Origin of the sequence: Terrabacter sp. 2TAF16 (genome assembly GCF_052115065.1) — a bacterium.
GTDB lineage: Bacteria > Actinomycetota > Actinomycetes > Actinomycetales > Dermatophilaceae > Terrabacter.
This window is the reverse complement of sequence record NZ_JBFRFZ010000018.1, coordinates 58,535-66,416: the sequence shown is the minus strand read 5'-3', so window position 1 is coordinate 66,416 and position 7,882 is coordinate 58,535. Positions and strand designations below refer to the sequence as shown.

5 protein-coding genes and 1 riboswitch are annotated in these 7,882 nt (G+C 70.5%); of the genes, 3 read left to right on the top strand and 2 right to left on the bottom strand.

Translation table 11 applies throughout. From position 1 onward, the window contains the following. Positions 1 to 177: 177 nt before the first annotated feature. Positions 178 to 1,134, bottom strand: a complete 957-nt coding sequence (locus AB4Z14_RS20390) for an IS1595 family transposase (RefSeq protein WP_442276813.1) — start codon at positions 1,132 to 1,134, stop codon at positions 178 to 180. A gap of 222 nt (positions 1,135 to 1,356) precedes the next feature. Further along, a riboswitch (SAM riboswitch) is annotated at positions 1,357 to 1,476 on the top strand. Positions 1,477 to 1,566: 90 nt separating this feature from the next. Here AB4Z14_RS20390 and AB4Z14_RS20385 point away from each other — a divergent pair. Genes AB4Z14_RS20385 through recQ form a run of 3 tightly spaced genes read left to right on the top strand, consistent with a single transcriptional unit; the run spans position 1,567 to position 5,971 of the window. Further along, positions 1,567 to 2,883: a bifunctional o-acetylhomoserine/o-acetylserine sulfhydrylase gene (locus tag AB4Z14_RS20385; RefSeq protein WP_442276812.1), complete on the top strand. Its 1,317-nt coding sequence runs from the start codon at positions 1,567 to 1,569 to the stop codon at positions 2,881 to 2,883. Between the two features lie 44 nt (positions 2,884 to 2,927). Continuing rightward, positions 2,928 to 3,986 (top strand): LD-carboxypeptidase, encoded by a 1,059-nt coding sequence (locus tag AB4Z14_RS20380; protein WP_442276811.1) that lies wholly within the window; start codon positions 2,928 to 2,930, stop codon positions 3,984 to 3,986. A 35-nt stretch (positions 3,987 to 4,021) separates the two neighbouring features. Further along, entirely contained in the window at positions 4,022 to 5,971 is a 1,950-nt protein-coding gene (gene recQ / locus AB4Z14_RS20375; RefSeq protein ID WP_442276810.1) for a DNA helicase RecQ, read from the top strand. Between the two features lie 13 nt (positions 5,972 to 5,984). Here the strand turns inward: recQ and AB4Z14_RS20370 are convergent, their stop codons facing one another. Further along, positions 5,985 to 7,871 (bottom strand): Na+/H+ antiporter, encoded by a 1,887-nt coding sequence (locus AB4Z14_RS20370; RefSeq protein WP_442276809.1) that lies wholly within the window; start codon positions 7,869 to 7,871, stop codon positions 5,985 to 5,987. Positions 7,872 to 7,882: the final 11 nt, after the last annotated feature.

The window sequence follows — 7,882 nt, the reverse complement described above, 5'->3', positions numbered from 1 at the left end:
CAGCACCGGCTCCAGCGACCGGGACAGTCGGCCACGGTCGGCCGTCCACGCCACCCTCAGAGTCCTCCAGCGCCCACCCGCCGGCGCACCGGAGGACTCCACCGGTGACGGGGTGTACGGCACGGCGAGCCTCCTCTCGGCGATCCTTCAAGTAGAACAGGTGTTCTGCATATCTGCTTAGGTGAAGTCGGGTATGCCGGTTTCTGGCTTGAGCAGGCCCTTGAGCGGGTGCGGGTCGGTGTCGACGGCTTGCTCGAGCAGCCGATAGAAGAGCAGTCCTCGTGACTTCGCGTTGCGGCGGTTGAACCGGAAGGTGTACTCGTCGAGGTAGTAGGGCAGGTGTGCCTCCTCGACGCGGAAGTGCAGGGTGCCGATCAGCCAGCGCTTGAGCAGTGAGGCCACCAGGTGCACTCCGGGCAGCACGCTGGCCTTGTCGGGCGCGGAGTAGCCGAGGGTGAACTCGTGGGTGTAGCCGAGGTCGGCGAGCCGGCGCAGGGTGCGGGCGCCGTCGGTGCGGATCGTTGATCCGGGCTCGATGACCCGGGTGGCGAAGTCGACCAGCTCGGCGGTTCCGGGCTGGGTGGCGACGCCGAGCCGGACTCGGCCCAGGCGGCGGGTTTCGTTGTGTTCTATGGCGATCATGACCGCGACCTTGTCGCCGTAGCCGCCCATCCGGCCGCGGGTGACGCCGCCGATCATCGTCTCGTCGAGCTCCACGATCCCGGACAGCTTGTCCCGCTCCGGGCGGACCATCGCCCGGCGCAGCTTGTGCATCCAGGCCCACGCCGTCTCGTAGGAGCCGAACCCGAGGACCCGTTGCAGGCCGAGTGCGGACATCCCGTTCTTCTGCGAGGTCAGGAACCAGATCGCCGCGAACCAGGTCGACAACGGCGTCCGCGTCCGGTCGAAGATCGTTCCAGCGGTGACCGACGTGCGCCGCCCGCAGGCCCGGCACATCCACAGCCCGGCACCGGTGCGCCAGAACTCAGTGGCTTCGCACTTCGGGCACACGAACCCGTCGGGCCAGCGCAGTCCGGCCAGGTAGTCCAGGCAGGACTGGTTGTCCGGGAACCACTCCAGCAGCTGCTGGTAGGTGGACGGGTAGTCCACTCCCCGAACCGGATTCGCGGTCATCCACAGATCCTACTTCACCCAAGCAGATATGCAGAACAGGTGTTCGAGCGACTTTCAAGAGGTAGGCCACCCCTGTGGACAACGAACTGGTCTGCCCTGCAAGCCATCCCGTCCGGTTCGACGCGGCCCTGCGCCGATCGGGAACGCTCGTCGGAAAGGGCCCGTCCACGATGAGGACATGGCCTCCCACCTGGCGGACACGCATACGTACACTCGCCGGTAGGTCATGAGCGCCAGCGACAAGCCCCGGCTCGCTGGCCGGCAACCCTCCAACCGCGGTGGGGTGCCCCGGGTGAAGACCTGGCCCGTCGACGCCACCCGGCGCTCGTGCAAGCGCGGAGAGCCTCTCTCCCGCACCGACCCGTCGGTGCACGGGGCCCGGTGACACGGGACCCCGGTCAGCGACACGACCCAGGAAGAGCAGGACGACCGATGACCGAGCCCAACTGGTCCTTCGAGACCAAGCAGATCCACGCCGGCCAGGCCCCCGACAGTGCCACGGGGGCCCGCGCGCTGCCGATCTACCAGACGACGAGCTACGTCTTCAACGACACCGACCACGCCGCGAACCTCTTCGGGCTCAAGGAGTTCGGCAACATCTACACCCGTCTGATGAACCCGACGACCGACGTCGTCGAGCAGCGGATCGCGGCACTCGAGGGCGGCGTGGGCGCCCTCCTCGTGGCCTCGGGCCAGGCTGCCGAGACGCTCGCCGTGCTCAACATCGCCGAGGCGGGCGACCACGTCGTCGTCTCCCCCAGCCTCTACGGCGGGACGTTCAACCTCTTCAAGCACACGCTGCCGAAGTTCGGCATCGAGGTCGGCTTCGTCGAGGACCCGACGTCGATCGACTCGTGGCGCGCGGCGATCCGCCCCAACACCAAGCTCCTCTTCGGCGAGACCATCGCCAACCCCAAGAGCGAGATCCTCGACATCGAGGCCGTCGCGGCCCTCGCGCACGAGCACGGCGTACCGCTCGTCGTCGACAACACCGTCGCGACGCCCTACCTCATCCGCCCCATCGAGTGGGGCGCCGACATCGTCGTGCACTCGGCGACGAAGTACCTCGGCGGTCACGGCACCTCGATCGCCGGCGTCATCGTCGACGCGGGCACGTTCGACTTCGGCGCCGACCCGGAGAAGTTCCCCAACTACAACACGCCCGAGGAGAGCTACCACGGGCTCGTCTTCGCCCGCGACCTCGGCGTCGGCAGCCCGCTCGGCGCCAACCTCGCCTTCATCCTCAAGGCCCGCGTCCAGCTGCTGCGCGACCTCGGCCCGGCCGCGTCGCCCTTCAACGCGTTCCTCATCGCCCAGGGGATCGAGACGCTGTCGCTGCGCATCGAGCGTCACCTCGAGAACGCCCACCAGGTCGCTGCCTTCCTCCAGGGTCACGACCAGGTCGAGAAGGTCGTGTGGGCGTCCTTGCCGGACAGCCCGTTCCACGCTCTCGCGGAGAAGTACACGCCGCGTGGCGCCGGCGCCGTGCTCTCGTTCGAGATCGCCGGTGGCCTCGAGGCGGGCAAGAGGTTCGTCGAGGCGCTGACCCTGCACAGCCACGTCGCGAACATCGGCGACGTCCGCTCGCTCGTCATCCACCCGGCCTCGACGACGCACTCCCAGGGCCCCGACGAGGACCGCCTCGCTGCAGGCGTGACGCCGGGCCTCGTGCGCCTCTCGGTCGGCATCGAGCACATCGACGACATCGTCGCCGACCTCGAGCAGGGCTTCACGGCCGCCAAGGCCTGACGCTCCCGACCGACCCGGCCGAAACCGGGCTGAAGCGGATCGGCATGGCTGGCACGATGGCAGCCATGCCGATCCGCTACCCTGCCCCACTGCGCCCCGGCGACCGGATCGGCGTGACCTCGCCGAGCTCCGGCGTCTCCGACGAGCTCTGGGGACGGTTCGCGTATGCCGTCCAGTGCCTCCGCGACCGTGGCTTCGACGTCGTCGTGGGTGAGCTCAACCACGCGCCGAGCCACGTGAGCGGGCCCCGCGAAGCCCGCGCGGCCGAGCTCATGGGGATGCTCCTCGACCCGAGCATCCGGGCGGTCGTCCCGCCGTGGGGCGGTGAGACCGGCATCGACCTGCTCGACCTGCTCGACCTCGACGCGGTCGCCGCCGCCGAGCCGACCTGGTGCGTCGGCTTCTCCGACACGTCGACGTGGCTGACCCCCCTCACCCTCACGACCGGCATCGCGACGATCCACGGGCAGAACCTCATGGACACCCCGTATGCCGTGCCGGGCGGCATACTCCACTGGGTCGACGTGGCGGGCGCCGCGGCCGGGGACGAGCTGCGGCAGCACTCCCCCGGGCGGCACCGTGCCGGCGGCTGGGACGACTACGCCGGCAACCCGACGGTCTCCGAGATGACCCTCGAGGGCCGAGGGACGTGGACCCGCATCGATCCGGGCCACGAGGACGCACCCATCACGTTCTCCGGAAGGCTCGTCGCGGGGTGCGTCGAGACGGTGAGCTTCCTCGCGGGCGGCCGCTTCGCGGACATCGCTGCCTTCGCGCGCGACCACGCGCCCGAGGGCACCGTCGTGCTGCTCGACATCGCCGAGTGGAACTCCTACGACATCTGCCGTGCCCTGCACGCGATGCGCCTGCGTGGTTGGTTCGACGCCGCGAGCGGCATCCTCGTGTCCCGGACCAGCGCGCCAGAGCCGCACGGCTTCACGCAGCACGCGGCCGTCGTCGATGCCCTGGGGATGCTCGACGTGCCGATCGTCGCCGACGTCGAGTGCGGCCACGTCGCGCCCTTCCTCGCGCTCGTGCAGGGTGCCATGACGACGGTCGTCCACGACGGCGACACCCACACGGTCACGCAGCGGCTCACCTGAGCCCGGTCGGCGGTGGCAGGTACGCTCGCCGGGTCATGGAGAAGCAGCTGGTCGGGTCCGAGCTCGAGGTCGTCGACGCCGAGGTGACGATCGAGGCACCCGTCGCCGCGGACGAGGGCCGGCACGACGAGGAGGCCGCAGGTCGCGTCCTGCACGACGTCTTCGGCTTCAGCTCGTTCCGCGGGGCCCAGCAGGCGATCGTCGACCGCGTCGTGGCGGGTCACGACACGGTCGTGCTCATGCCCACCGGCGGCGGCAAGTCCCTGTGCTACCAGCTGCCCGCGCTCGTGCGGCCCGGCGTCGGCATCGTCGTCTCGCCGCTCATCGCGCTCATGCACGACCAGGTCGAGGCGCTGCGCCTGCTCGGCGTGCGAGCGGCCTTCTGGAACTCCACCTCGTCCGCCGAGGAGTCGGATGCCGTCCGCCGCGACGTGCGTGAGGGCCGCCTCGACCTGCTCTACGTCGCGCCCGAGCGCCTGCTCATGCCCTCGTTCCTGCGTCTGCTCGACGACGCGGCCACCGGCGCCGGCATCGCCCTCTTCGCCATCGACGAGGCCCACTGCGTGTCGCAGTGGGGCCACGACTTCCGGCCGGAGTACCTCCGCATCGCCGAGGTCACTGCCCGGTTCCCCCGGGTGCCGCGCATCGCGCTGACCGCCACCGCCGATGCGCTGACCCGCAACGAGATCTACCAGCGGCTGCGCCTCGACGGCGCCGCCGAGTTCGTCTCGAGCTTCGACCGTCCCAACATCCGCTACGTCGTCGAGGAGAAGGGCGACGCGCGCGCCCAGCTGCTGCGCTTCCTCGAGAGCGGCAACGACGGCGCAGGCTTCCGCGGCTCGGCCGGCATCGTCTACTGCCAGTCACGCAAGCGCACCGACGAGATCTCGGCGCTCCTGCGCCAGCAGGGATACGACGCCATCGCCTATCACGCCGGCCTGCCCAACGAGGCGAGGGCCGCCGCCCAGCAACGGTTCCGTCATGACGAGGGCGTCATCGTCGTGGCGACCATCGCGTTCGGCATGGGCATCGACAAGCCCGACGTGCGCTTCGTCGCGCACGTCGACCTCCCGAAGAGCCTCGAGGGCTACTACCAGGAGACCGGTCGGGCGGGCCGCGACGGCGAGCCGGCGGTGGCGTGGATGGCGTACGGTCTCGCCGACGTCGTGCAGCAGCGCTCGTTCATCATGCGGTCCGACGGCAGTCCTGAGCACCGGCGCGTGGACTCGATGAAGCTCGACTCGATGCTGGGGTACGCCGAGGCCTCCTCGTGCCGCCGGCGTCTGCTGCTGGCCTACTTCGACGAGGAGTCCGGAGACTGCGGCAACTGCGACACCTGTCTGGAGCCGCCGCAGATGTGGGACGCGACCGTGCCTGCGCAGAAGGTGCTCTCGGCCGTGATCCGCACGGGCCAGCGCTTCGGCGCCGGGCACGTCATCGACGTGCTGCTCGGCAAGCGCACGGACAAGGTCGCGAGCTGGGAGCACGACCAGCTGCCGACCTTCGGGGTGGGCAGCGACCTCGCCGACCGGGAGTGGCGCTCGGTCATCCGCCAGCTCGTCGCGCGCTCGGTCCTGGTCCCCGATCCGGGCCGGATGGGCGCCCTCACCATCACGGAGGCGGCCCGTCCGATCCTCGACGGCGTGGAGAGGGTCGAGCTGCGCCGGCTCTCGGCCGCGCCGGCACGCAGCCGTTCGTCGTCGGGCTCGCGCTCGACCAGGGCCGGGTCGGGGACCGGGGCCGGGGCCGAAGCCAGCCCTGCCGACCGGGCGCTCTTCGAGCTGCTGCGCACCGAGCGGCGGTCGATCGCCGACGCCGAGGGCGTGCCTGCCTACGTCGTGCTGCCCGACCGCACGCTGTGGGAGCTGGTGAAGGCCCGACCGGGCAGCACGGCCGACCTGCTCACGGTCAACGGCATCGGACCGGTCAAGGCCGAGAAGTACGGCGCCGCGTTCCTGACCCTGTTGGCCGAGCACGCCGGCTGAACGATCCTCGGCTTCAGCCGACGACCTCGTCGACGAAGCACCAGCGCCAGGCCTCACCCGGCTCGATGGAGCGCATCACGGGGTGCTGCGTCTCGTGGAAGTGTGCCGTGGCGTGCTTCATCTCGGAGGAGTCGCAGCAGCCGACGTGCCCGCACTGGAGGCACAGGCGCAGGTGCACCCACGTCGTGCCGTCGCGCAGGCACTCCTCGCAACCCTCCGGCGTGCGCGGTTCGACGCACGAGTCGGTGTCCTGGAGGTGCTCACAGGGAGCCTCGATCGTGTCCACGGGCAACATCTCACTCTCTGCCAGGCGGCTCTCCTGGTCGTCGATGCGGTCGAGCATGGTCTCCTCGAGGTCCAGCGTGCTGAGGACGACGCGCAGCACGACGTGGTCGGCCCGCCCCTCGTCGCGCAGCCGGAGCACCTCGTCGCGCTCGGCCTGCAGCATCTGCATCCGGGCGCGTCGGTAGCGGACGCTCGGCGTCTCGTCGTCGTTGCCGCTGCGGGGCCCGAGCCGCTCCCACATCTGGTTGAGCCGGTCCTCGGACCGCGACCGCAGCATCTCCCGCGTCGCCTCGTCCACGTCGTCCATCCCGTCGAGCACCTCGAGACCGGACCGGGTCGCGGCCTGCAGCACGGTGGCCGCCTGGAGCGCGTCCTCGCGCGGGTCGGGCCCGCGCACGTCGAGCCAGCGTGCCAGGGCCGGCAGCGTCGTGCCCTGGATGAGCAGCGTGCCGATCGTGACGACAACCGCGATGAGGACGAGGACCTTCTGGTGCGGGGTCTCCGGGGGCAGCAGCAGGGCGGCCGCGAGCGTCACCACGCCTCGCATGCCGGCCCACGACAGGACGACGGTGTGCGTCCACGGAGCGTGTGCCTCGATGCGGAACACCCGCGTGCTGAGGAAGCGGAACGGCACGATCCAGAGCGGCCGCAGGACGAGCACGGCGACGAGCGTGCCGACCGCGGCCAGCGTGATCTGCCCGGCGGACAGGCTCGAGGTGCGGACGTCGGCGATGACGTAGAAGACCTGCAGCCCGATGAGGAGGAAGACGGCGTTCTCGAGGAGGAACTGGATCGAGGTCCAGTTGATCCGCTCGCTGAGGCGCGAGGCGCCGGTCTGGGTGCGCGGCGACTTGTGGCCGAGGACGAGGCCGGCCGTCACGACGGCGATGACGCCCGAGGCGTGCAGCTCCTCCGCCGGGACGTAGGCCGCGAAGGGCACCATGAACGACAGCACCGTGTCGAAGGCCGGCTCGGTCGAGAAGTGCCGGCGCAGCACCGACACGACGAGCGCGACGACGACGCCGATCGCGATGCCCCCGACCGACGCCCAGGCGAAGTCGAGCACGACGCCGCCGAACGACACCCCACCGGACGAGACCCCCGACGCAAGACCCGCCGCCGCCAACGCTGTCCGGAGGGAGACGAGGGCGGTGGCGTCGTTGACGAGCGACTCCCCCTCGAGGATGGACACGAGCCGGCGTGGGAGTCCGATGCGGCGGCCCACGGCCGTGGCCGCGACCGCGTCGGGCGGAGCGACGACAGCGCCGATGGCGAAGGCGACCCCGAAGTCGAGGCCGAGCACCCACTGCAGGAAGAGCGCCACCCCGAGGGCCGTGAAAAGGACGAGCCCGACGGACAGGCTGAGGATGACGCCCCGGTTGTTGCGGAAGTCCACGAGTGACGTCTGGATCGCCGCGGCGTACAGCAGGGGCGGGAGGATGCCGAGCAGCACGACCTCGGGGCTCAGGGCCACCTCGGGCACGAACGGCAGGTAGGACCCGAGGATGCCGATGACGATGAGGACGAGCGGCGGCGGCAGGTCGAAGCGGTCGGCGAGCCAGGACCCCCCGAGGACGGTGGCTGCGATCGCGAGCAGCCCGATGGCGATCTCCACGACGACATCCT